A 21,539-nucleotide genomic window follows, 5' to 3' on the forward strand; every position below is an offset into this window, starting at 1 on the left:
GAAGCCGAGAGCTTGGGGGAGTTGTCAACCGACGACAACGCGGCAGATCGGCGTGCCAGACCCCGCGGCCCGCGGCATGATCCGCCGGACAGGCCCTAGGCTGCCCGCACCATGATCAGCTACCCACTGCCCTCCGACTGGCCCGCCGACGAGAAGGCGGCCCGCGCCGTCCAGGACGTGTTGCGCGACCGCGTCGTCCTCGACGAACCGGGGCCGCCGCCCGGCACCGGACACGTGACCGGGGTGGACGTCGCCTACGACGACGAGCGGGGTGTCGTCGCCGCGGCCGTCGTCGTGCTCGACGCGGCGACGCTCGACGTGGTCGAGGAGGCGACGGCCGTCGGCACCGTGTCCTTCCCCTACGTGCCGGGCCTGCTCGCCTTCCGGGAGATCCCGGCCGTGCTCACCGCGCTCTCCGGGCTCACGGCCGACCCGGGCCTGGTCGTCTGCGACGGCTACGGCATCGCCCACCCCCGCCGCTTCGGCCTCGCGAGCCACCTCGGCGTCCTGACGGGACTGGCGACGATGGGCGTCGCGAAGAACCCCTTCACCTTCTCGTACGAGGCTCCGGCCGCGCCCCGGGGCAGCGCCTCACCCCTGCTGGACGGCGCGGAGGAGGTGGGCAGGGCACTGCGCACCCGCGAGGGCGTGAAGCCAATCTTCGTCTCGGCGGGCCACCGGGTGACGCTGGCCAACGCCTGCGCCCACGCGCTGCGCCTCACGCCCCGCTACCGCCTGCCGGAATCCACCCGCCGCGCGGACGCGCTGTGCCGGGCGGCCCTGCGGGAAACGGCCGGGTGAACGATCAAAAGAAGGGCGGGTTAGCATATGAGCGCCGCCTAGCTCGAAAGAGAAACCTGTGACTGTCAACGACGACTCGTTCACCAACTGGAAGCACCGCGAGGAGATCGCGGAGTCGATGATCCCGATCATCGGGAAGCTGCACCGCGAGCGGGACGTGACGGTCCTGCTGCACAGCCGCTCCCTGGTGAACAAGTCGGTGGTCAGCATCCTCAAGACCCACCGTTTCGCCCGGCAGATCGCCGGCGAGGAGCTGTCGGTCACCGAGACGCTGCCCTTCCTCCAGGCTCTCACCGCGCTCGACCTCGGCCCCTCCCAGATCGACATCGGCATGCTCGCCGCGACGTACAAGAGCGACGACCGCGGCCTTTCGGTGGCGGAGTTCACCGCGGAGGCCGTCGCGGGCGCCACGGGCGAGAACAAGATCGAGTGCCGCGAGGGCCGCGACGTCGTCCTCTACGGCTTCGGCCGCATCGGCCGCCTCGTCGCCCGCCTGCTCATCGAGAAGGCCGGCTCCGGCAACGGCCTGCGGCTGCGCGCCATCGTCGTGCGCGGGGGCGGCGAGCGGGCCGCCGAGGACATCGTCAAGCGGGCCTCGCTGCTGCGCCGCGACTCCATCCACGGCCAGTTCCAGGGCACGATCACCGTCGACGAGGCGAACAGCACGATCATCGCCAACGGCAACGAGATCAAGGTGATCTACGCCAACGACCCCTCGGAGGTCGACTACACGGCGTACGGCATCAAGGACGCCATCCTCATCGACAACACCGGCAAGTGGCGCGACCGCCAGGGCCTGTCGAAGCACCTGCGCCCCGGCATCGACAAGGTCGTCCTGACCGCCCCGGGCAAGGGCGACGTGCCCAACATCGTGCACGGCGTCAACCACGACACGATCAAGCCGGACGAGCGGGTCCTCTCCTGCGCCTCCTGCACCACCAACGCGATCGTCCCGCCGCTGAAGGCGATGGCGGACGAGTACGGCGTGCTGCGCGGCCACGTGGAGACCATCCACTCGTTCACCAACGACCAGAACCTCCTGGACAACTACCACAAGGCCGACCGCCGCGGCCGCTCGGCGCCGCTTAACATGGTGATCACCGAGACCGGCGCCGCCTCCGCCGTCGCCAAGGCGCTTCCGGACCTGAAGGCGCCGATCACCGGCAGCTCGATCCGCGTCCCGGTGCCGGACGTCTCGATCGCGATCCTCAGCCTGACGCTCGGCCGCGAGGCCACCCGCGAGGAAGTCCTCGACTACCTCCGCAACGTCTCCCTGACCTCGCCGCTCAAGCGCCAGATCGACTTCACCAGCGCCCCCGACGCGGTCTCCAACGACTTCATCGGCTCGCGCCACGCCTCGATCGTCGACGCGGGCGCGACCAAGGTCGACGGCGACAACGCGATCCTCTACCTCTGGTACGACAACGAGTTCGGCTACTCGTGCCAGGTCATCCGCGTCGTCCAGCACGTCTCCGGGGTGGAGTACCCGACGTACCCCGTACCGGTCGCCTGATCCGCACGGGTGCCCCGCCCCGCACCAGCAGTGGGGCCGGGCACCCGACAGGCTCTCCTAGCGCACCGACGCCACCCTGAAGGAGAGCCCCGCCGCGTCCAGCCGCGCGAGCAGCGCGTCGCCCATCGCCTCGGCCGTGGTGACCTGCCCCGCGGTCGGCGGCAGGGCGTCCAGCGCGAGGCACAGCGCCGACTCGGCCAGCATCTTCGCGGTCTCGTCGTACCCCGGATCGCCGCCCGAGACCTCGGTGAAGACCCGCTTGCCGCCGCCCTCGCCGACGAACCGCACCGAGAACCACGCCTTGGCCCGCCGCTGCGGACTCGGCCCGTCACCGGGCTTCAGCCGCCCCGACAGCCACCGGCGCGCAGGCGGCAGTTGCGCGGCCGCCAGCAGACCGCCGACGGCGAGCGTGCCACCGAGAGCCATCGGCAGCGTCCGCACGGCCGCGTAGTGCCGGTAGCGGAAGTCGGGTCCGTACCGGTCGAGGGCCCCCGCCGAGCGCTGCACCACCTGCGGGTCGATCGTCGGCAGCGGCAGCGCCCAGGCGCCGACCTCGCCCGCGTACCGCGGCGGGCTCGGCGGGGCGTACGCCTTGCGGTCCGCCGGGCGGGGTTCGTGGCGCCGGCGCTCCTTGGCGGCGGCCATCATCTGCGGGCCCCGGCCGAACTGGTTGAGCGCGGAGGCGAAGGTGCCGCCCGAGAACTGCCCGTTGGTCCGTACGAACCCGTCGACTCGCAGCGGCACACCCTCCGGCAGCTGCTTCACCGTGAAGTACGCGCCCAGGTCGTGCGGGACGGAGTCGAAGCCGCAGGAGTGCACGAGCCGCGCGCCGGTCTCCCGCGCGCGTGCGTCGTGCCGCACATACATCAGGTCGACGAACTCCGGCTCGCCCGTCAGATCCACGTAGTCCGTCCCCGACTCCGCGCACGCTGCGACCAGTTCCTGCCCGTACGTCAGGTAGGGACCGACGGTCGTGGCGACCACGCGCGCGTGGGCGGCCATCTCGCGCAAGGACTCCGGGTCGGCCACATCGGCGCGCACCAGGGGGAGTTCGGCGCAGGCCGGGTCGATCGCGGCCAGGCGCTCGCGCACTCTCTTCAGCTTGGCGGTGTCGCGCCCCGCGAGCGCCCAGCGCACCTCCTTCGGGGCGTGCGCGGCCAGATACTCCGCGGTGAGTACTCCCACGAAGCCGGTCGCTCCGAAGAGCACGATGTCGTACGGGCGGTCCTTCTTCCCGCCGGTCGTGGTGTTGCCGCTGGTCTCGTCCTGGTGACTGGTCATGGCACCTCTCGCCGTACGGTCCGTGCGGTCGTGGTGGCCGAGGCTAACGCGTGTCGCTAGCGCGCGCCGCGACGGACCGCGCCTACGCCCCCGGCGCCGACCGCACCACGATGCCGTTCCGCTCGAACAGCGCCGCCGTGACCCCGTCGCCCGCCACCAACTCCCCGCCGAACGAACCGTCGTACACCGCCCCGCGCCCGCACGAGGGACTGCGCGGCATCAGCAGCGCCTCGGTGCACCCGGCGTGCCGGGCGGCCGCGAGCGCGCGGTGCGCGCCGGCCACGAACTCGGCCGTCACATCGCGTCCCGTGTCCTCGACCACCCGCGCGCGGCCGTCCAGGACGTCATGGCCGTCGCCGCCGACCAGTTCCGCGGGGCGCCGCGGCGTCGGCAGGCCACCGGCGGCCTCCGGGCAGAAGGACACGACCGCGCGGCCCGCCACGGCGTCGTCGAGTCCGGGCGCGGACTTGTCGCGCCCGTCGTAGCGGCACGGGACGCCCCGCAGACACGCGCTGACCAGTACGGAATCCATGCCTTCAGGCTAGGCGCCCGCACGACCGGGATCACCCGCGGGACCAAGATTGGCTAAGCGCTTGCTCGCCAGGGGGCGCCAGGGGCTTGTGCACGGTGGAACACGTTCTTAGCATCACTGGTGTTACATCAGTTGTGTCATAGCTGTGTCAGAGCGCTGGGGGCTCAATGGCAGTGCCGGGCAAGGGCGTTAACGGTCCGCTCGCCGGGGTGCGCGTGATGGAGCTGGCGGGCATCGGGCCCGGCCCGTTCGCGGCCATGCTCCTGGCCGACCTCGGAGCCGACGTCGTACGCGTGGACCGCCCGGACGGCGGCGGCCTCGCCATCGACCCGGCGTGCGACGTCACCAACCGCAACAAGCGCTCGGTGATCGTCGACCTGAAGGCCGACGGCGGCCCGGCGCGGGTCCTCGGCCTGGTCGAGCGCGCCGACATCCTCATCGAGGGATACCGGCCCGGTGTCGCCGAGCGCCTCGGCATCGGCCCCGAGGACTGCCACGCGCGCAATCCGCGGCTCGTCTACGGCCGGATGACCGGCTGGGGGCAACAGGGACCGCTCGCCCAGCGCGCCGGGCACGACATCGCGTACATCGCGATCACCGGCACCCTCGGCATGATCGGCAACCCCGGGGAGCCGCCCGCGATCCCCGCCAACCTCGTCGGTGACTACGCGGGCGGCTCGCTCTACCTCGTCGTCGGCGTCCTCGCCGCGCTCACCCACGCGCGCGTGCACGGCGAGGGGCAGGTGGTGGACGCCGCGATCGTCGACGGGGCCGCGCACCTCTCCGCGATGATCCACGGCATGCTCGCGGCCGGCAGCTGGCAGGACCGGCGCGGCGCCAACCTCCTCGACGGGGGCTGCCCCTTCTACGGCACCTACGAGACCTCCGACGGCGGCTACATGGCCGTGGGCTCCCTTGAGCAGCAGTTCTACGACGAGTTCATCGCGCTGCTCGGGCTCGCCGAGGTGGCCCCCGCCCGCAAGGACCTGGCCCGCTGGGACGAGCTGCGCGAGGCCGTCGCCGCCCGCTTCAAGGAACGTACGCGCGAGGAGTGGACGGCCGTCTTCGAGGGCTCGGACGCGTGCGTGGCCCCGGTGCTCTCCCTGCGCGAGGCGCCCGCACACCCCCACCTCGCCGCCCGCGGCACCTTCACCGACCACGGCGGCATCACCCAGCCCGCCCCCGCGCCCCGCTTCTCCGCGACCCCGACGCGCGTGCGTACCGGCCCCGCGCAGCCGGGCGCCGACACCGCCGAGGTGGCCCGCGACTGGGACGTACCGGCCCTCGCACGACCGGCCGAGCCACGTTGACCTGTTGACCTAATCCGCAAAAGGGCTGGCCCTGAGAACGGGCTCCAGGAGGCCACGTACAGATGAAACGGCAGATCTTCTCCGCCGAGCACGACGCGTTCCGCGAGACCGTGCGCACCTTCCTCGCCAAGGAAGTTCTCCCGCACTACGAGCAGTGGGAGAAGGACGGCATCGTCTCCCGTGCGGCCTGGCTCGCGGCCGGGAAGCAGGGGCTGCTCGGGCTCGCCGTCCCCGAGGAGTACGGCGGCGGAGGGAACGCCGACTTCCGCTACTCCGCGGTCCTCGCCGAGGAGTTCACGCGCGCGGGCGCCGCCGGGCTCGCGGTCGGCCTGCACAACGACATCATCGGCCCCTACCTGACCTCCCTCGCCACCGAGGAGCAGAAGCGCCGCTGGCTGCCCGGCTTCTGCACCGGCGAGACCATCACCGCCATCGCGATGACCGAGCCCGGCGCGGGCTCCGACCTCCAGGGCATCCGCACCAGTGCCGAGGACCGGGGCGACCACTGGCTCCTCAACGGCTCCAAGACGTTCATCTCCAACGGCATCCTCGCCGACCTCGTCATCGTCGTCGCCAAGACGTCCCCCGAGGGCGGCGCGCACGGCCTGTCCCTGCTGGTCGTCGAGCGCGGCATGGCGGGCTTCGAGCGGGGCCGCAACCTCGACAAGATCGGCCAGAAGGCCCAGGACACCGCCGAGTTGTTCTTCAACGACGTACGCGTCCCGAAGGAGAACCTCCTCGGCGAACTCGACGGCGCCTTCGTGCACCTGATGACGAACCTCGCGCAGGAGCGGATGGGCATCGCCGTCGCCGGGATCGCCGCCGCCGAGCACCTCCTGGAGATCACCACCACGTACGTCAAGGAGCGCGAGGCCTTCGGGCGGCCGCTCGCCAAGCTCCAGCACATCCGCTTCGAGATCGCGGAGATGGCCACCGAGTGCGCCGTCACCCGCGCGTTCCTCGACCGGTGCATCGTCGATCACGCGAACGGCGAACTCGACGCCGTCCACGCGTCGATGGCGAAGTGGTGGGCCACCGAACTCCAAAAGCGCGTCGCCGACCGCTGCCTGCAACTGCACGGCGGCTACGGCTATATGACGGAGTACCGCGTCGCCAAGGCCTTCACCGACGGACGCATCCAGACCATCTACGGCGGCACGACCGAGATCATGAAGGAGATCATCGGCCGTTCCGTCCTCGGCTGACCCCGCAGGCCCCTCGCCCCCTCCCGCATCCCCCCGAAAGGCACAAGCGTGACCACCGAAGCGTACGTATACGACGCGATCCGCACCCCGCGCGGCCGCGGCAAGGCCAATGGCGCCCTGCACGGCACCAAGCCGATCGACCTGGTCGTCGGCCTGATCCACGAGATCCAGGCCCGTTTCCCCGGCCTCGACCCGGCCGCCATCGACGACATCGTCCTCGGTGTGGTCGGGCCCGTGGGCGACCAGGGCTCCGACATCGCGCGGATCGCCGCCATCGCGGCCGGCCTGCCCGACACGGTCGCGGGCGTCCAGGAGAACCGCTTCTGCGCCTCGGGCCTGGAGGCGGTCAACCTCGCCGCCATGAAGGTCCGTTCGGGCTGGGAGGACCTGGTGCTGGCGGGCGGCGTCGAGTCGATGTCGCGGGTGCCGATGGCCTCCGACGGCGGCGCCTGGTTCGCCGACCCGATGACCAACTTCGAGACCGGCTTCGCGCCGCAGGGGATCGGCGCCGACCTCATCGCCACCATCGAGGGCTTCTCCCGGCGTGACGTCGACGAGTACGCGGCGCTCTCCCAGGAGCGCGCCGCCGCGGCCTGGAAGGACGGCCGCTTCGAGAGGTCCGTCGTGCCCGTCAAGGACCGCAACGGCCTCGTCGTCCTCGACCACGACGAGCACATGCGCCCCGGCACCACCGCCGACTCCCTCGCCAAGCTGAAGCCGTCCTTCAAGGACATCGGCGACATGGGCGGCTTCGACGCGGTCGCGCTCCAGAAGTACCACTGGATCGAGCAGATCGACCACGTCCACCACGCGGGCAACTCCTCCGGGATCGTCGACGGCGCCTCGCTGGTCGCCGTCGGAACGAAGGGGGTCGGCGAGCGGTACGGCCTCACGCCGCGGGCGCGGATCGTCTCCGCGGCGGTCTCCGGCTCCGAGCCGCTGATCATGCTGACCGGGCCCGCGCCCGCGACCCGCAAGGCGCTCGCCAAGGCCGGTCTCACCATCGACGACATCGACCTCGTCGAGATCAACGAGGCGTTCGCCGCGGTCGTGCTGCGCTTCGTGAAGGACATGGGGTTGTCCCTGGACAAGGTCAACGTCAACGGCGGGGCGATCGCGCTGGGGCATCCGCTGGGTGCCACCGGGGCGATGATCCTCGGCACGCTCGTGGACGAGCTGGAGCGCAGGGATCTCCGGTATGGGTTGGCCACGTTGTGCGTGGGGGGCGGGATGGGCATCGCCACGATCGTCGAGCGGCTGTAAGGGGTCGCGCCGTAGGGGTTGGGGTGCGTCGCCTGCCGCGGGTGCGTCGTGGTTGCTCGCGCAGTTCCCCGCGCCCCTGAAGACGTGCGGCTTCGCCGCCGTCTTCCCCGATAGGCCCCCTGAAGGCGCACCCCGTGCGCCCTCATGAGGCGCGGCGAAGCCGCTGCCTCAGGGGCGCGGGGCCGTGACACATGCGGCTTCGCCGCGCGGGCGCGGCCAGCCCCCACCGGCGGACAGTCGGCCACGAGCCCGCGCCACCCCCCCACAGATTCCGCCTGCCACAGACCTCACGGAGACACAGACATGACCGACCCCAAGACCATCCGCTGGGAACAGGACGACACCGGTGTCGTCACCCTCGTCCTCGACGACCCCGACCAGTCCGCGAACACCATGAACCAGGCGTTCAAGGACTCCATCGCGGCGATCGCCGACCGCGCGGAGGCCGCCGTCGCGGCCGACAAGGACGCGATCCGCGGTTTCATCTACACCTCCGCCAAGAAGACCTTCTTCGCGGGCGGCGACCTCAAGGACATGATCAAGGTCGGACCCGCGGACGCCCAGCAGGTGTTCGAGACGGGCAACGCCATCAAGCGCTCGCTGCGCCGCATCGAGACCCTCGGCAAGCCCGTCGTCGCCGCCATCAACGGCGCGGCCCTCGGCGGCGGTTACGAGATCGCCCTCGCCGCACACCATCGCGTCGCCCTGGACGCCCCCGGCTCCAAGATCGGCCTGCCCGAGGTCACCCTCGGACTGCTGCCCGCGGGCGGCGGCGTCACCAGGACCGTACGCCTCATGGGCATCACGGACGCGCTCCTGAAGGTGCTCCTCCAGGGCACCCAGTACAACCCGGGGCGCGCGCTGGAGATCGGCCTCGTCCACGAAGTGGCCGCCACCCCCGAGGAGATGATCGAGAAGGCCCGCGCCTTCATCGACGCCAACCCCGAGTCGCAGCAGCCCTGGGACAAGCCGGGCTACCGCATCCCCGGCGGCACTCCCGCCAACCCGAAGCTGGCGGCGAACCTCCCCGCCTTCCCCGCCAACCTCAAGAAGCAGACGGCGGGCGCCCCCTACCCGGCCCCGCGCAACATCCTCGCGGCCGCCGTCGAGGGCTCCCAGGTCGACTTCGAGACCGCGCAGACCATCGAGGCCAGGTACTTCACCGAGCTGGTCACCGGCCAGGTCGCCAAGAACATGATCCAGGCCTTCTTCTTCGACCTCCAGGCCGTCAACTCCGGCGCGAACCGCCCCAAGGACGTCGAGCGCCGGACCGTCCGCAAGGTCGCCGTGCTCGGCGCCGGAATGATGGGCGCCGGCATCGCCTACTCCTGCGCCCGCGCGGGCATCGACGTCGTTCTGAAGGACGTCTCCGCGGAGGCGGCGCGCAAGGGCAAGGCCTACTCCGAGAAGCTCTGCGCCAAGGCCGTCCAGCGGAAACGCACGACCCAGGAGAAGGCGGACGCCCTCCTCGCCCGCATCACGCCCACCGCCGACCCGCAGGCACTCGCGGGCTGCGACGCCGTGATCGAGGCGGTCTTCGAGGACACCTCGCTCAAGCACAAGGTGTTCCAGGAGATCCAGGACATCGTGGAGCCGGACGCGCTGCTCTGCTCGAACACCTCGACGCTGCCGATCACCCTGCTCGCCGAGGGCGTCGACCGCCAGGCCGACTTCATCGGGCTGCACTTCTTCTCGCCCGTCGACAAGATGCCGCTCGTCGAGATCATCAAGGGCGAGCGGACCGGCGACGCGGCGCTGGCCCGCGCCTTCGACCTCGTACGCCAGATCAACAAGACGCCGATCGTCGTCAACGACGCGCGCGGCTTCTTCACCTCGCGCGTCATCGGGCACTTCATCAACGAAGGCGTCGCGATGGTCGGCGAGGGCATCGAGCCCGCCTCCGTCGAGCAGGCGGCCGCCCAGGCGGGCTACCCGGCGAAGGTCCTGTCCCTCATGGACGAGCTGACCCTCACCCTGCCCCGCAAGATCCGCAACGAGACGAAGAAGGCCGTCGAGGAGGCGGGCGGCACCTGGCCCGGCCACCCCTCGGACACGGTCATCGACCGCATGGTCGACGAGTTCGAGCGGCCCGGCAGGAGCGGGGGAGCGGGCTTCTACGACTACGTGGACGGCAAGCGCGCGGGGCTCTGGCCGGGCCTGCGCGAGCACTTCACCAAGCCGGGGCACGAGATTCCGTTCAAGGACATGCAGGAGCGCATGCTCTTCTCCGAGGCGCTCGACACCGTGCGCCTCCTGGAGGAGGGCGTCCTGACGTCGGTGGCCGACGCCAACATCGGCTCCATCCTCGGTATCGGCTTCCCCGGCTGGACCGGCGGCGTGCTCCAGTACATCAACGGCTACGAGGGCGGCCTGCCCGGATTCGTGGCACGCGCGCGTGAGCTGGCCGAGCGCTACGGGGAGCGGTTCCTGCCGCCGGCCCTGCTCGTGGAGAAGGCGGAGAACGGCGAGCGGTTCAGCGACAGCTGACCTCGCACGATCCGGCACGAGCCGTACGTGGAGTGGCTCAGCTCTCCCTGAGCCACTCCCGCAGCTCCTCCTTGAGCGAGCGCTGGAACGCCGTCACCAGCGCCTGCACCACCATCGGCTGCATATGGGCCGACAGCGACCGCATCGCCGCCACGTGCCCCGGGTCCGACTCGCGCTCGCGGTAGGGGCCCCACACCTCGTCACGGAAGAGGCGGGACAGCTCGTGCGCGGCCGAGCGCGTGTGCTCCATCAGGACCGTGCGCGCCGCCAGGATCGTCTCGTGCGCGATGGGTACGTCGAGCAGCTGCACTCCGAGCCGCAGCAGCCCCAGGTCCACGCGGTACGTCCCCGGGGCCCGCGTCCGGGCGATGACGCTCATCGCCGCGAGCCGGTCCAGGTCCTCCTCGCTCAGCGCGCGCCCCGCCCTGCGCTCCAGCTCGGCGAGCGGGACCTCCTCGGCGGAGTCGGGCGCCCAGGAGGCCACCAGGGCGCGGTGGATGGCCAGGTCGTGCGCGCTCAGGTCCGCGGGCAGCTGCTCCAGATACCGCTCGATCGCGGCGAGCGTCATGCCCTGGTGCTGCAACTCCTCGATGAGCGCGAGACGGGACAGGTGGTCCTGGCCGTAGTGGCCGACGCGGCGGGGGCCGATCACCGGTGGCGGCAGCAGACCCTTGGTGCTGTAGAAGCGGATCGTGCGGACCGTCACGCCCGCGCGCGCGGCCAGCTCGTCGACCGTCAGCGTCGGTTCTTCGGCGTACGCCGGCACGCTCTCGGTGTCGGTCGTCATGGCAGCGCCCTCCCTCCCCGGCCGGCACTTCGGACACCGCGCCGCCTGTGCGTCGATACCGCCAGTGCGTCAATTCGGTGCAACAGTATTGCTGGCACACCAGTGTTGTGAAACCCTCCGGGCCAGCCGATGGCGCCAGGAGGCGGTCATGACCACGATCCCGCGACTCCCCGGGGAACCGGCCGACATCACGCTCCCCGCCCTGCTGCTCCGCAACGCCGAGGACCACGGAGAGCTGCCCGCGCTCTCCTGGCGTACGGGGGAGGACTGGGCCACGCTCACCTGGCGTCAGGCGCGGCGCAGGGTCGCCGTGCTTGCCGCCGGTTACGCCGCGCTCGGCGTCGGACGGGGCGAGCACGTCCTGATGATGATGGGCAACCGCCCCGAGCACTGGCTGAGCGACCTCGCCCTGACGCACCTCGGCGCCGTCCCCGTCACCGTGTACGGCACCGCGGCCCCCGAGCAGGTCGCCCACATCGTCCGGCACAGCCGCGCCCGTTTCGCCATCGTCGAGGGAGCAGCCGAACTCCCGCGCTGGGAGCCTCTGTTGGCCGACGCGAGCACCCCGCTGGAGCGCCTCGTCGTGGTGGAGGCCGCCGAGGCGGGGGAGCACCGCACCTACGGTTCGCTGCACGCCACGGGCAGCCGCCTCTTCAGCCCGGACGCCTTCGAGAAGGCATGGCGCGAGAGCCGCCCCACCGACGCCCTCACCGTCGTCTACACCTCGGGCACCACCGGCGACCCCAAGGGCGTACGCCTCACGCACCGCAACGTCCTCCTTGGCGGCATCGCCCTGGACGGTGTCGTCGACTTCCCCGAGCACGTCGGACACATCTGCTACCTGCCCTTCGCGCACATCGCGGAACGGCTGCTCGGCATCTACCTCCCCGTCCTGCGCGCCGCGCACGTCCACCTGTGCGCCGATCCGACCCAAGTGGCCGCCACCGCACGCGAGTTGCGCCCCTTCCAGTTCTTCGGCGTGCCGCGCGTGTGGGAGAAGCTCACCGCGTCCGTGAAGGCCGCGCTCGCCGGGCTGCCCGAGGAGCGGGGGCACGCCATCGAGGCGGCGAACGAGACGGCACGCGCGCACGTCGCCTGCCGCGAGCGCGGCGAGGAACCATCGGCGGAGCTGCGCGCCGCATACGAGCGGGCCAAGGAGCAGGTGCTCGACCCCCTGCTCGCGCTCGCCGGGTTCGACCGCCTGGTGTGGACCGCCAGCGCCTCGGCACCGATGCCGCCGGACGTCACCCGCTTCTGGGCCGGCTTCGGACTGGTGATCATGGACGCGTGGGGCCTCACCGAGACGTCCGGCGTGATCACGACCAACACCCCCGACGCGTTCCGCCTCGGCTCGGTGGGCCGCCCCCTCGCCGGTCTGGAGATCCGCACCGCCGACGACGGCGAGATCATGGTCCGCGGCGCGACGGTCTTCGACGGCTATCTGCGGGCCGATGGCGGGGTCGACAGCGCGTGCGACGCGCAGGGCTGGTTCGCCACCGGGGACATCGGGCGGATCGACGAGGACGGCTTCCTCTGGCTCACCGACCGCAAGAAGGAAATGATCGTCACCTCGACCGGCAAGAACGTCTCGCCCGCACTCGTGGAGAACGCCCTCAAGGAGCACCCGCTGATCGGCCAGGCCCTCGTGCACGGCGATGGCCGCTCGTACCTGGTGGCGCTGCTCGTCCTGGACGCGGAGCTGGCGCCCGCCTGGGCCGCCGCGCACGGGATCGAGGGCGGGCTCGCAGCGGCGGAGCTGGTCTCCCACCCGGCCGTACGGGAGGAGGTCGACCGCGCCGTCCGGGCCGCCAACGCGCGCCTGAACCGCACCGAGCAGATCAAGCGCTACCGCCTCCTCGCCGAGGAGTGGGGCCCGGGGACCGGCGAGCTGACCCCGTCCCTGAAGCTGCGCCGCCGCGTCGTCCGGGAGAGGTACCAGCAGGTCATCGACGCCCTGTACACCCCCTGACCAGCATGTGAGAAGTCCCGCTATGTGACGTGCGCCACCGCGTGGACGCCGATCTCTGGGGGAAGGTGTCCCGTCGGTCCGCGCGCGTCAGGGGTGTCGTGGGCCGGAGCACCATCCGGACCCCGGAGCTCTTCCGGGCACCAGAGAGTAGATCCCCCACGTGAGCAAGGAAGCCGTAGATTCGGCCGCCCTGGACGCATCCCGCACAGATGCGTCCCAGGCCCCCGCGGACGCGGGCGACGCCGGTTACAGCAAGGACCTCAAGGCCCGTCACGTCAACATGATCGCCATTGGTGGCGCGATCGGCACTGGGCTCTTTCTCGGGGCGGGCGGCCGCCTCCACTCGGCGGGCCCCGCGCTCGCCCTCGCGTACCTCGTGTGCGGTGTCTTCGCGTTCTTCGTCGTGCGCGCCCTCGGCGAGATGGTGCTCTACCGTCCGTCGTCCGGTTCGTTCGTCAGTTACGCGCGTGAGTTCCTCGGCGAGAAGGGCGCCTACGTCGCCGGTTGGATGTACTTCCTGAACTGGTCGACCACCGGCATCGCGGACATCACCGCGATCGCGCTCTACACGCACTACTGGAGCTTCTTCACCGACATCCCGCAGTGGGTGCTCGCGCTGATAGCCCTGGCCGTGGTGCTGGCGATCAACCTCATCTCGGTGAAGATCTTCGGCGAGATGGAGTTCTGGTTCGCGATCATCAAGGTCGCCGCGCTCGTCGCGTTCATGCTCATCGGCATCTTCCTGCTGATCAGCCAGCACGAGGTCGGCGGCGAGGCCCCCGGTCTGAATGTGATCACCGACAACGGCGGCTTCCTGCCGAACGGCATGATGCCGGTCGTGATCGTGATGCAGGGCGTCGTCTTCGCGTACGCCTCGCTGGAGCTGGTCGGCGTCGCGGCGGGCGAGACCGCCGAGCCGCACAAGATCGTCCCGCGCGCGGTCAACTCGATCATGTGGCGCGTCGGCCTCTTCTACGTCGGCTCGGTCGTCCTCCTCGCGCTGCTGCTCCCCGGAGCCGTGTACTCGGCGGACCAGAGCCCCTTCGTGACGGTCCTCTCCAAGATCGGCGTCCCGGCGGCCGGTGACGTGATGAACCTCGTCGTCCTGACCGCGGCCATGTCGTCGCTCAACTCGGGGCTCTACTCCACGGGCCGCATCCTGCGCTCCATGGCGATGGCGGGCTCGGCGCCCAAGTTCACCGCGAAGATGAACAAGAGCCAGGTGCCCTACGGCGGCATCATGCTCACCGCGGGCGTCGGCGTCCTCGGCGTCGGCCTGAACAGCATCGTGCCGCACCAGGCCTTCGAGATCGTCCTCAACGTGGCGTCCCTGGGCATCATCAGCACGTGGGTGATCATCATGATCTGCCACCTGGCGTTCGTCCGCCGCTCCAAGGAAGGCGCCTTCGAACGCCCCAAGTTCCGGCTGCCCGGCAACCCGGTCACGGAGATCGTCACGATCATCTTCCTGCTGGCGGTGCTCTGCCTGATGTGGAAGGACCCGGAGGTCGGCCGCAAGACGCTGTTCCTCATCCCGATCGTCGCCGCGGCGCTGGTCGTCGGCTGGTTCGCGATCCGCCGCAAGGCCGACCGCGAGGCCCAGACCCTCTTGAAGTAGCGGCCCACCGCCACGCTCGCGTGGCCGCGCCCACGGTGGCGTCACTCCGGAGACACACGATCTCCGGAGTGGCGCCACCGCTGCGTTTCCCCGACGGGTTCCGGTCGTCGGGTGGACGTATTCGGGCCCTCGTCGGGCGGCACCCCTGGCGGCCGGGCCCGGAGCACCGGAGACTCGGGGCATGGATGCCATGGTGTCGGTCAAGGACGGCGAAGTCTGGGCGCACGACTCGGGAGAGCCGGACGGCGGCGGCCTGCCGCTGGTGCTCCTGCATCCCGGGGTCGGTGACTCCCGCGTCTGGGAGTCCGTCCTGCCGCGCCTCACCGAGCGGCACCGGGTGATCCATTACGACGCGCGCGGGTACGGCAGGTCGCCGGCGCCGACCGCTCCGTACTCGCTGGTCGAGGACCTGATCGCGGTCCTGGACCATTTCGGCGTCGCCCGCGCGGTCCTCGCGGGATCGAGCATGGGCGGCGCGACGGCCATCAGCCTCGCGCTCCGCGACCCCGCGCGGGTGGCGGCCCTCGCCCTGGTGGTCCCCGGCGTCACGGGAGCCGAGGACCTCGTCTCGCGGGAGTTCACCGCCGAGGTCGGCAAGCTCGCGCAGGCGGGGGATGTGGACGGCATCGTGGCGCTGGTGATGCGTACGTCGGCCGCCGCGGGCACCGGGGACGACGACGCCGAGGTGGAGGCGCACGTCAGGTCGGTGATCCCGGCCTGGTTCGCCGTCCACCCGTACCACGTCCCCGACCCGCCCGCCTACGACCGCCTCGGCGAACTCGACATGCCGTGCGTCCTCGTCCTCGGTGAGCGCGACCAGCCCGAGGTGGTCCGTACGAACGAGACGATGGCGGAGCGCATCCCGGGCTGCCGCCTCATCCGCCTCGCGAACAGCGACCACTTCCCGACGCTGCGTGAACCCTCCGCCGTGGCGGACGCCATCCTGGAGGCCCACGGTCTGGCGCGGAGCCTCGCGGACTAGGCGTTTCGAACCGGCACCGCGTGCGGGCGGCGAAGCGGCTCGAAACCCGGCGTACCGATGGCTCGGGCAGGCAAGATCAGCTCATGGAGAATCGGCTGAGAACCTTGCCCTCTGACCCTGTTCGACTGGAAGGGCAGAGAGTCCTGCTCCGAGAGTGGGACGAAGAAGACATACCTGCGTTGATCGGGATCTACGACGATCCAGAGATCGACCGCTGGACCCCCGTGCCCTCGCCGTTTGACCGGGATGCTGCCCGCGAGTACCTCAGGAAGGCTCGCGAAGGCCGAGCTGAGGGTCGTCGGATACAGCTGGCTGTTACGACCGACGGTGTGGAGCCGAAGGGCGAAGTGCTGCTCTTCCAGGACGAGCTGGATGACAGAGATGTCGAGCTGGCCTACGGCATCGGAGCTGGATTCCGGCGTCAAGGCCTGGCCGCTGAAGCGGTCGGGATCGCCACCGAATACGCCATGAGCCACCTGGGCGCCAGGCGAGTACTCCTGCGGATCGACGTGGCCAACGTTCCGAGCGCCGCTGTCGCGGCGTCATCCGGGTTCCAGCTCACAGCGGACGAGCCCATCGAGCGAAAGGCGAAGGGACGACGCGTGCTGCTGCGGACCTGGTGCCGTCACAGCTGAGGAACCAGAACCTGGGCAGGGCCAGGGGCCGGGGCATCACGGTGATCAGTGCCCCCTCGCGCGCCTGGCTCGCGCACGGCACCGCGCCGCCCGTCGCGGAGACCGGGCGGCGCGGCTCACCACGAGGTCAGTGCTTGTGACCGTGCTTGTGGCCGTGGTCGTGCACATTGTTCGTGGCCGCGATCTGCTTCCACGACTTCGGCTTGGCGGGCGCCGCGGCCGAGCGGGCGAAGCCGGCGTCCCGCGCGGTGGGCGCGTCCGGCCGCGACGGCTGGTACAGCCAGGTGTCGAAGAGGTCCGCGAGCGGCTTGCCCGAGATCCTCTCGGCGTACTTCACGAAGTCGCCGACCTTGGCGTTGCCGTACTTGTACTGCTGCGGCCACCCCTTGAGGACGGCGAAGAACGCGTCGTCGCCGATCTCGTTCCGCAGCGCCTGGAGGGCGAGCGCGCCCCGGTCGTAGACGGCGATGTGGAACTGCTTGTCCGCGCCCGGGTCGCCCGGCTTGACGGTCCAGAAGGGGTCGTCGGCGGACCGCTGCGCGTACACGTAGTCCGCGAGTTCCTGCGCCGTCCCCTCGCCCTCCTTCTCCGACCACAGCCACTGGCTGTAGCGGGCGAAGCCCTCGTTGACCCAGATGTCCTTCCAGTGGTGCACGGAGACGCTGTCGCCGTACCACTGGTGGGCCAGCTCATGGACGACGATGGACGCGTTGGAGCCGTTCGCGAACGCGGAGGGGCTGTAGAAGGGCCGCGTCTGGGTCTCCAGGGCGTAGCTGGTCTTCACGTTCGGGACGTATCCGCCGAGCGCGTTGAAGGGGTACTTCCCGAAGACCGTCTCCAGCCACTCCGCGACCTCGGTGGTCCGCTCCAGGCTGGCCCGCGCCGCACCCGCGTTGTCGCCGAGGTCCTTGCTGTAGGCGTTGAGGACCGGCAGCCCGCCCTCGGTCTTGTCGGTCGTGATGTCGAACTTGCCGACCGCGAGCGTGGTGAGGTAGCTCGCCTGCGGCTTGTTGGACCGCCAGTTGAAGCGGGTCCAGCCGAGCCGTGAACTCTGCGACTGCAACACGCCGTTGGAGATCGCCTGGGTGCCGTCGGGCACGGACACCGACACGTCGTACGTCGCCTTGTCCAGCGGGTGGTCGTTGGAGGGGAACCACCACACGGCGCCCTCCGGCTCCTGCGCCGCCACTCCGCCGTCCGGCGTCCGGTGCCAGGCCGTGTAGCCGTCGATCTTCAGCTCGGAGGGCTTGCCCGCGTACCGCACGACGACGGTGATCGGCGTGCCCTTGGCGAGACCCGCGGTCGGGGTTATCTCCAGCTCCTGGTCGCCGGTCTTCGCGAACTTCGCCTTCTTGCCGTTGACCCGCACCTCGGAGACCTTGAGCCCGAAGTCCAGGTTGAAGCGCGAAAGGTTCTGCGTGGTACGCGCGTTGATGGTGGCCGTGCCCTCGAGCAGGTCGGTCACGGGCTGGTACTTGAGCCTCAGGTCGTAGTGGGAGACGTCGTAGCCGCCGTTGCCGCTGGCCGGGTAGTAGGGGTCGCCGATGCCCGGGGCTCCGGGGGAGAAGTCCGCCGCCGATGCCGGGATCGCCAGCAGGAGAGAGGCCGCGAGCGCGCCCGGGGCGATGAGTCTGCGGTGCACGTCAAGCTCCAAGTCGTAGGGGCACAAGATCTTTTCGTCTTGGTCGACGACCCTATTCAGCACGTCCCGCACCCGTCATGTCCATGGTCCCGAACGTCACACGATCGCCATTCTCCTGACATGTGCCCTGTTGTCCCACGCACTTGTCGGGGGAACGTCCGGCCCCCTGTCGCACGGGAGTTCACCGGTGTACCTTCCGCGCCATGCCGATACGCGCGCGACGCACCCGCCTCCTTTGGAGATCGCTGCTGACGGCGACCCTGGCCGCCCTGCTGGCCACCCTCATGGCCCCGGGCGCGGCGCGGGGAGCCGCCCCCGAGGCACCCCGCGAGAGCAGGCCCACGTACTCGTACGAGAACGCGATACGCGAATCCGTATGGGTCGACACCAGGATCGACGGCGACACGAACGGCAGGACCGACCGCGTCGCCGTCGACATCGTCCGCCCCCGCGAACTCGACCGCACCGGCCGCCGCATACCGGTGATCATGGACGCGAGCCCGTACTACTCCTGCTGCGGACGCGGCAACGAGCGCCAGAAGAAGACGTACGACGAGAACGGCGACCCCGTACGCCTCCCGCTCCACTACGACAACTACTTCGTCCCCCGCGGCTACGGCTACGTCGCCGTGGACCTCACCGGCACGAACCGCTCCGACGGCTGCGTCGACATCGGGGGCCGCTCCGACGTCCAGTCGGCCAAGGCCGTCGTCGACTGGCTGAACGGCCGGGCCCGCGGCTACACCAGCCGCACCGGCGACGAACGCGCCCGCGCCTCCTGGAGCAACGGCAGGACCGGCATGATCGGCAAGAGCTACGACGGCACCATCGCGAACGGCGTGGCCGCCACAGGAGTGCGCGGCCTCAAGACGATCGTGCCGATCAGCGCCATCTCCTCCTGGTACGACTACTACTTCGCCAAGGGCGCCCCGCTCTTCGGCAGCGGCCCCGACGGCCTCGCCAGGGGCGTGGAGAGCCCCGAGGCCCGCGCCCGCTGCGGCGCCGTCAAGAAGCGCCTGGTCGACGGCGCGCCCCGCAGCGGCGACCGGACCCCCCTGTGGAGCGAGCGCGACTACGTCCCCGACGCCGGAAAGGTGCGGGCCAGCGTCTTCCTCGTCCACGGCATGCAGGACCTGAACGTCCGCGCCAAGCACTTCGGCCAGTGGTGGGACGCCCTCGCCGCGAACGGCGTCGACCGCAAGATCTGGCTCGGCCAGGCCGGCCACGTCGACCCCTTCGACTTCCGCAGGGCCCACTGGGTGCGCACCCTGCACCGCTGGTTCGACCATGAACTCCTCGGCTACGACAACGGCGTCGACCGCGAACCGATGGCCGACATCGAGCGCGCCCCCGACCGCTGGACCACGGACCGCACCTGGCCCCCGCGCACCACGGACACCGTCGAACTGCGCCCCGCCAAGGGTTCCTCATCCGGCGTCGGCACCCTCGGCACGCGCCCCGGCAAGGGCACCGAGACCTTCACCGACGACCCGGGACTGAGCGAGACCGACTGGGCCGAGCGGATCCACACCCCCACGCCCGCCAAGGCCGGATTCGTCAGCAAGCCACTCGGCCGCGATCTGCGCCTGTCCGGCTCCTCGAAGGTCACGGTGACGGCGACGCCGACCACCCGCACCGCCCACCTCTCCGCCGTCCTCGTCGACCTCGGCCCCGACACCATCCGGGACTACGCCCATGAGAGCGAAGGCATCATCACGCTTCCCGACCGCACCTGCTGGGGCGCGAGCACCACGGGCGACAGCGCCTGCTTCAAGGAGACGACGGCCAAGACCACCGACGTCGACTACACGATCTTCAGCCGCGGCTGGGCCGACCTCGGCAACTGGGCCGACGACGAGCGCGGCCGTCCGCTCACCCCGGGCAGGCCGCACACCATCACCCTCGACCTCGCCGCGAGCGACCACGTCGTCCCCAAGGGCCACCGCCTCGCCCTGATCGTCGCGGGCACCGACAGGGGCCTTGTCGAACCGCCCGCCGACACGCCGACGCTCACCCTCGACCTGGCCCGCACCTACGCGAAGGTGCCCCTGGTCGGCGGCGCGAAGGCGTTCACCACCTCCACCACCGTCACCCCCCGCGCACCCCGTCTCGACGGCGTGGCCCCGCCGCGTCCGCTCAACCCCCTTCCGGGAGGCAGTACTTCATGACAGCCCGAATGCGTACCCTGGTGCTCGCCTGCGTCACCGTCGCACTCTCCGCACCGCTCCTGACGGTGCCCGCCCAGGCGACCCCGAAGCCGCCGCGCACCGGCTTCGAGGAGACCGCGGGTGCCCGCTGGACCACCCAGCCCGAGGAACAGAGGCTCCTCACCACCGTGGACAAGGCGAGCGACCGGGTCTCCGTGTCCCGTATCGGCACGACCAAGCAGGACCGCCCGCTGCGACTGGTCCGCATCGCGGAACGCCCCACGAAGAGCACCGTGCTGCTGATCTGTAGCCAGCACGGCGACGAACCGTCGGGCCGCGAGGCCTGCCTGTCGACGATCCGCGACCTCGCCTACGCGCAGGACGAGAAGACCCGGCGCTTCCTGGCGCGCACCACCCTTCTGGTCGTCCCCACGGCCAACCCGGACGGCCGCGCCGCCGACACCCGCGGCAACTCCGACGGCGTCGACATCAACCGCGACCACATCGCCCTGAAGACCGCGGAGGGCCGCGCCCTCGCCGCCGTGATCCGCGACCGGAAGCCCGACGTCATCTACGACCTGCACGAGTACGGCGCGACACCCAAGTACTACGACAAGGACCTCTTCGACCTCTGGCCGCGCAACCTCAACACCGACGAGGCGGTGCACAAGGAGGCCCAGACCCTGTCGACGGCGTACGTACGCCCGGCCGCCGAGGAAGACGGGTACACGACGGGCACCTACGGCATCTGGACCGACCCCGTCACCGGCGACCCCATCAAGCAGACCGCGGGCGACGGCCAGGAGCGCATCCTGCGCAACATCTCCGGCATCAAGCACGCGGCCGGCCTGCTCATCGAGAGCCGCGTCGACCCCCTCACCGAGGCCGAGAAGAAGGACGAGGCGCTGAACAACCGCCGCCGCGTGAAGTCCCAAGCCTCCGCGCTCAAGGGCCTCTTCGACTACTCGGACGAGCGGCGCCCGCGCCTGGAGCGCGCCACCGACGCGGCCCGCGCCGAGGGGTACCGCGACCGCGGCCCCGTCTACCTCGGCGGCGCCGACAACGACCCCGCCGAGCCGAACGAGATCATCCAGAACCCGCCCTGCGGCTACCGCCTGGACGCCGCCCAGTACGGCGACATCAAGGACGAACTGGCGCTGCACGGGGTCACGGTGAAGCGCCAGAAGTCGGGCGCGTACGTCCCGCTGCGGCAGTCCGCGCGGGCCCTCGTACCGCTCCTGCTCGACGAACGTGCGCCATATCACATGGTCACAGCTCGGCCCGACATGGGCTGTTGAGGGCCTGAGAGGTGCGTCACATGTGGTAGGGGGTAACGGAGAACAAAGTCTCGACTCAACGGACCCCTT

16 protein-coding genes are annotated in these 21,539 nt (G+C 70.7%); 12 read left to right on the forward strand and 4 right to left on the reverse strand.

Annotation, left to right across the window (positions count from 1 at the left end):
- The first annotated feature begins 111 nt into the window (after positions 1-111).
- Positions 112-801 (forward strand): endonuclease V, encoded by a 690-nt coding sequence (locus IG54_RS0111790; protein ID WP_030781161.1) that lies wholly within the window; start codon positions 112-114, stop codon positions 799-801.
- A 58-nt stretch (positions 802-859) separates the two neighbouring features.
- On the forward strand, positions 860-2,314 hold the full coding sequence (locus IG54_RS0111795; protein WP_030781164.1) for a glyceraldehyde-3-phosphate dehydrogenase: 1,455 nt from the start codon (positions 860-862) through the stop codon (positions 2,312-2,314).
- Between the two features lie 57 nt (positions 2,315-2,371).
- On the opposite strand, the gene IG54_RS0111800 is transcribed toward IG54_RS0111795, so the two are convergent.
- Together IG54_RS0111800 and IG54_RS0111805 are read right to left on the reverse strand one after the other, a co-directional pair.
- On the reverse strand, positions 2,372-3,595 hold the full coding sequence (locus IG54_RS0111800) for a saccharopine dehydrogenase family protein (RefSeq protein WP_051819443.1): 1,224 nt from the start codon (positions 3,593-3,595) through the stop codon (positions 2,372-2,374).
- Between the two features lie 82 nt (positions 3,596-3,677).
- Positions 3,678-4,127 carry a DUF523 domain-containing protein gene (locus IG54_RS0111805; RefSeq protein WP_030781170.1) on the reverse strand — a complete coding sequence of 150 codons (450 nt, stop codon included), beginning with the start codon at positions 4,125-4,127 and terminating at the stop codon, positions 3,678-3,680.
- A 167-nt stretch (positions 4,128-4,294) separates the two neighbouring features.
- On the opposite strand from IG54_RS0111805, the gene IG54_RS0111810 reads away from it, so the two are divergent.
- The 4 genes from IG54_RS0111810 (at position 4,295) to IG54_RS0111825 (ending at position 10,392) form a co-directional block, all read left to right on the forward strand.
- Positions 4,295-5,437 carry a CaiB/BaiF CoA transferase family protein gene (locus IG54_RS0111810; RefSeq protein ID WP_199809529.1) on the forward strand — a complete coding sequence of 381 codons (1,143 nt, stop codon included), beginning with the start codon at positions 4,295-4,297 and terminating at the stop codon, positions 5,435-5,437.
- A 62-nt stretch (positions 5,438-5,499) separates the two neighbouring features.
- Positions 5,500-6,642 carry an acyl-CoA dehydrogenase family protein gene (locus IG54_RS0111815; protein ID WP_030781174.1) on the forward strand — a complete coding sequence of 381 codons (1,143 nt, stop codon included), beginning with the start codon at positions 5,500-5,502 and terminating at the stop codon, positions 6,640-6,642.
- Positions 6,643-6,690: 48 nt separating this feature from the next.
- Positions 6,691-7,905, forward strand: coding sequence for an acetyl-CoA C-acetyltransferase (locus tag IG54_RS0111820; RefSeq protein ID WP_030781177.1), 1,215 nt, complete (start codon positions 6,691-6,693; stop codon positions 7,903-7,905).
- A gap of 303 nt (positions 7,906-8,208) precedes the next feature.
- Positions 8,209-10,392 carry a 3-hydroxyacyl-CoA dehydrogenase NAD-binding domain-containing protein gene (locus IG54_RS0111825; protein ID WP_030781178.1) on the forward strand — a complete coding sequence of 728 codons (2,184 nt, stop codon included), beginning with the start codon at positions 8,209-8,211 and terminating at the stop codon, positions 10,390-10,392.
- A gap of 37 nt (positions 10,393-10,429) precedes the next feature.
- On the opposite strand, the gene IG54_RS0111830 is transcribed toward IG54_RS0111825, so the two are convergent.
- Positions 10,430-11,179: a MerR family transcriptional regulator gene (locus tag IG54_RS0111830; protein WP_051819444.1), complete on the reverse strand. Its 750-nt coding sequence runs from the start codon at positions 11,177-11,179 to the stop codon at positions 10,430-10,432.
- A 148-nt stretch (positions 11,180-11,327) separates the two neighbouring features.
- Between IG54_RS0111830 and IG54_RS0111835 the strand changes: the two genes are divergently transcribed.
- From IG54_RS0111835 to IG54_RS0111850, 4 genes are all read left to right on the forward strand, one after another.
- Positions 11,328-13,148 (forward strand): AMP-dependent synthetase/ligase, encoded by a 1,821-nt coding sequence (locus tag IG54_RS0111835; protein WP_030781180.1) that lies wholly within the window; start codon positions 11,328-11,330, stop codon positions 13,146-13,148.
- A 160-nt stretch (positions 13,149-13,308) separates the two neighbouring features.
- On the forward strand, positions 13,309-14,766 hold the full coding sequence (locus tag IG54_RS0111840) for an amino acid permease (RefSeq protein ID WP_030781181.1): 1,458 nt from the start codon (positions 13,309-13,311) through the stop codon (positions 14,764-14,766).
- A gap of 181 nt (positions 14,767-14,947) precedes the next feature.
- On the forward strand, positions 14,948-15,748 hold the full coding sequence (locus IG54_RS0111845) for an alpha/beta fold hydrolase (protein WP_030781183.1): 801 nt from the start codon (positions 14,948-14,950) through the stop codon (positions 15,746-15,748).
- Positions 15,749-15,831: 83 nt separating this feature from the next.
- The gene (locus tag IG54_RS0111850) at positions 15,832-16,383 is read left to right on the forward strand and encodes a GNAT family N-acetyltransferase (RefSeq protein WP_030781188.1); all 552 of its coding nucleotides are present in this window, start codon (positions 15,832-15,834) and stop codon (positions 16,381-16,383) included.
- A gap of 127 nt (positions 16,384-16,510) precedes the next feature.
- Here the strand turns inward: IG54_RS0111850 and IG54_RS0111855 are convergent, their stop codons facing one another.
- Positions 16,511-18,025 (reverse strand): M1 family metallopeptidase, encoded by a 1,515-nt coding sequence (locus tag IG54_RS0111855; protein WP_030781189.1) that lies wholly within the window; start codon positions 18,023-18,025, stop codon positions 16,511-16,513.
- Between the two features lie 203 nt (positions 18,026-18,228).
- Between IG54_RS0111855 and IG54_RS0111860 the strand changes: the two genes are divergently transcribed.
- Positions 18,229-20,193 carry a Xaa-Pro dipeptidyl-peptidase gene (locus IG54_RS0111860; RefSeq protein ID WP_030781190.1) on the forward strand — a complete coding sequence of 655 codons (1,965 nt, stop codon included), beginning with the start codon at positions 18,229-18,231 and terminating at the stop codon, positions 20,191-20,193.
- The gene (locus IG54_RS0111865; protein WP_030781191.1) at positions 20,190-21,470 is read left to right on the forward strand and encodes a M14 family metallopeptidase; all 1,281 of its coding nucleotides are present in this window, start codon (positions 20,190-20,192) and stop codon (positions 21,468-21,470) included. The genes IG54_RS0111860 and IG54_RS0111865 overlap by 4 nt, the downstream gene beginning before the upstream one ends.
- The last annotated feature ends 69 nt before the right edge of the window (positions 21,471-21,539 follow it).

Source organism: Streptomyces sp. NRRL S-920 (assembly GCF_000717945.1).
Classification (GTDB): domain Bacteria; phylum Actinomycetota; class Actinomycetes; order Streptomycetales; family Streptomycetaceae; genus Streptomyces; species Streptomyces alboniger.